Raw genomic sequence first — 2590 nt, 5'->3', positions numbered from 1 at the left:
CCTATCGCGCCCCGCTCGAGCAGGTCGACGAGGCCCGGACCGCACACCTCGCCGACGTCGACGAGCTGCAGCGGGCCGGCGTACTGGTCTCCGCCCCACGCCTGGTGCCGCGGGCCGGGCTGTCGGTCCACGCGCTCGGGCGCAGCCGGGTCGAAATGGACGGCCGGGCGCTCGGGCCGGAGGACTGGACCTACGCCAAACCCCGCGAGCTGATGTTCTACCTGCTCACCAGGCCGGGCAGCACCAAGGCGGAGATCGGGCTGGCCCTGTGGCCGGAGGCGTCGGCGACCGAGCTTCGCAACAGCTTCCACACGTGCCTGAAGTTCCTGCGCCGGGCCCTCGATGGGGCCGCGCGGGTACGGTTCGCCGATGGTGCGTACCACCTGGAAGCGATCGGCACCCTGCGCTACGACGTCCCGGACTTCCAAGGGGCAGCCCGGCGCGCCGGTATCGACGCCCTGACCAGGGCCGCGGCCTGCTACCCGGGCGACTTCCTCGCGGACACCCCGGTCGGCGCGTGGGCGGAACCGCACCGGGAAGAGCTGCGCAGAGAGTACGAGCACGTGCTCCGCAGCCTCGGCGGCCTGCTGGCGCGGGAACAACGCTTCGTGGAGGCCGCGGACGTGTTCGCGCGGCTGGTGGCGCATGATCCGCTGCTGGAGGGGGCGCATCGGGCTTTGATGCGCTGCTATGCCGCGCTGGGGGAGCGGGGGCGGGCGCTGCGCCAGTACGAGGAGCTGGTCCGGGTGCTGGAAACCCAGGTCGGGGCGCGCCCGGCGCCGGAGACGACGGAGCTCCACAGCAGACTGTGCGGTCTGTCCCGGGCGGCATGATGCATCTTTCCCCGGGTCCACGAATGGGTGAGCGGCGCCCGGCCGAGTTCTGCGGTGGCGGTGGTGCGGTGTTAGCTTCCGATTGGCGGGTAGGAATGAATCGATAGCCCGGGTAAATGATCGAGTGGGGGTTCGCCGTGCGCCGGAATGTCGCTGGAGCAGCAGCTCAGCGCATTTATCGGCTGCTGGTGATGGTCGGGCTGATCGTTGCTGCCTACTTCGCTCTGAGTGTTATTGATCACGCTGCGCGTGCTGATGCGGGTGTTATTGATCGCGGCGGAAAGGTCGGGCTCGCTGAGGGTGGCCGGGATCTCGCAGACAATGCGAAAAAGGACCGCTCAGTGTCGGGGATCTCTGTTCCGAAGATCCATGGGGGTAAATCCGTAGATTCTTCGGATGCGGTTTCTGCTGGGCGGACGGTTCCTCGGGTGCGGAAGGCTTCGCTTTCCCGGGAGGATCGAAAGGTTCCGGTTCCGGGGCGGGCTCGGGTTTCGAAGGCTGACGGCCGGGACGTCGGCGGTTCCAAGGTGGATGGTCGGAGGGTTTCCGCTTCCAAAGCTCCGGAGTCCAGGTCTGACGGCCGGAAGGTCTCGGTCTCGGCTTCCAAGGTCTCGGTCTCCAAGGTCTCGGCTTCCAAAGTGGCGGCGGCGGAGAAGCGGGTTTCGAAGGCGGATGGTCGGAAGATCACCGCTTCGAACGTCGAGGCGGGGAAGGTCTCGACGGCGGAGGCGCGGAAGGGCCGGGTAGCGGAGGCGGCTGGGCGGACGAGCGCTCTTTCGGGACCGCGGGCTGGTGCGACTGCGAAGGTCGACCGCCGCAAGGCCACCTCTTCCGGATCAGGTGAGCCTGAGGATCCGGGCCTGAAGGTCGAAGGCCGCGAGGCCGACCCACCTCAAGGGAGTGCGCGGAAGGGTCTCGAGATCGCCGCTCCCCAGACGGACGCGGGTTCGAGAGCCAAGAGGCGGTCGGATGCTGCATCCGAGGTGGTCTCTGCAGGCAGGACGCCGGTGGAGGTTCGACGGCTTCCTGATGGTGATACCGACCTCACGGCGAAGCGGACGCCGACTGTCCGCCCGGCGAAGCCCTCCGCGAATGAGCGATCTGGCCGCCCCGCGGGATCGCCGCGGACCGATCCTGGTCCGGCAGATCGTGATCCGGGCTCGCCCGTCGCATCCGGGCCATCGCAGCTGCCAGCGTTGCCGGTCAGCCGCACGCTGCCGGCTGTCCGCGACATGCCGGCGGCTCCCGAACTGCCCCGGTCGCCTGCGGACCCGAGCACGCCGGCGCGTCCTGAACCCCCTCAGTTGCCTGCTAATCCGGAACTTGAGCCAGCCCTTCCCTCTGCGCCCGCGCTGCCGGAGCAGCCCTCGTTGCCGGCACACCCCAAGCGGCATTCGCACCCCGTGTCGCCCACGTTGCCCGCCAATCCGGCGCTGCCATCTGGGCCGGAACCTCCGGCAGTCAGCACGATGCCCATCCGGCCGGCTCTGCCCGCGATGCCGGCTCTGCCTGCCATCCCTGCGTCGCCGGCCGTGCCCGCCGCGCCTGCGCTGCCGCCCGTGCTCGCGGCGCCTGCATCCCCGGTCGTGCCGTCGCTCCCGGCGTTGCCGTCGCTTTCAACCTTGCCCGCCCTGCCGGCCCTGCCTGCGTTGTCCACGTCGCCTGCCCTGCCCGCCCTGCCCGCGCTGCCTGCCCTGCCCGCCCTGCCCGCGCTGCCTGCCCTGCCCGCGCTGCCCGCGCTGCCTGCCCTGCCTGCC

General features: G+C 70.2%; 1 protein-coding gene. It reads left to right on the top strand.

Annotation, left to right across the window (positions count from 1 at the left end; all coding sequences use genetic code 11):
• The coding region (locus AB0C29_RS42930; protein WP_360833341.1) for a BTAD domain-containing putative transcriptional regulator at positions 1-833 on the top strand (833 nt) is incomplete at its 5' end.
• Between the last annotated feature and the right edge of the window lie 1757 nt (positions 834-2590).

Origin of the sequence: Actinoplanes sp. NPDC048791, from assembly GCF_040650095.1 — a bacterium.
GTDB lineage: Bacteria > Actinomycetota > Actinomycetes > Mycobacteriales > Micromonosporaceae > Actinoplanes.
The sequence above is the reverse complement of the archived record's forward strand: the minus strand, read 5'-3'. Positions and strand labels throughout refer to the sequence as shown.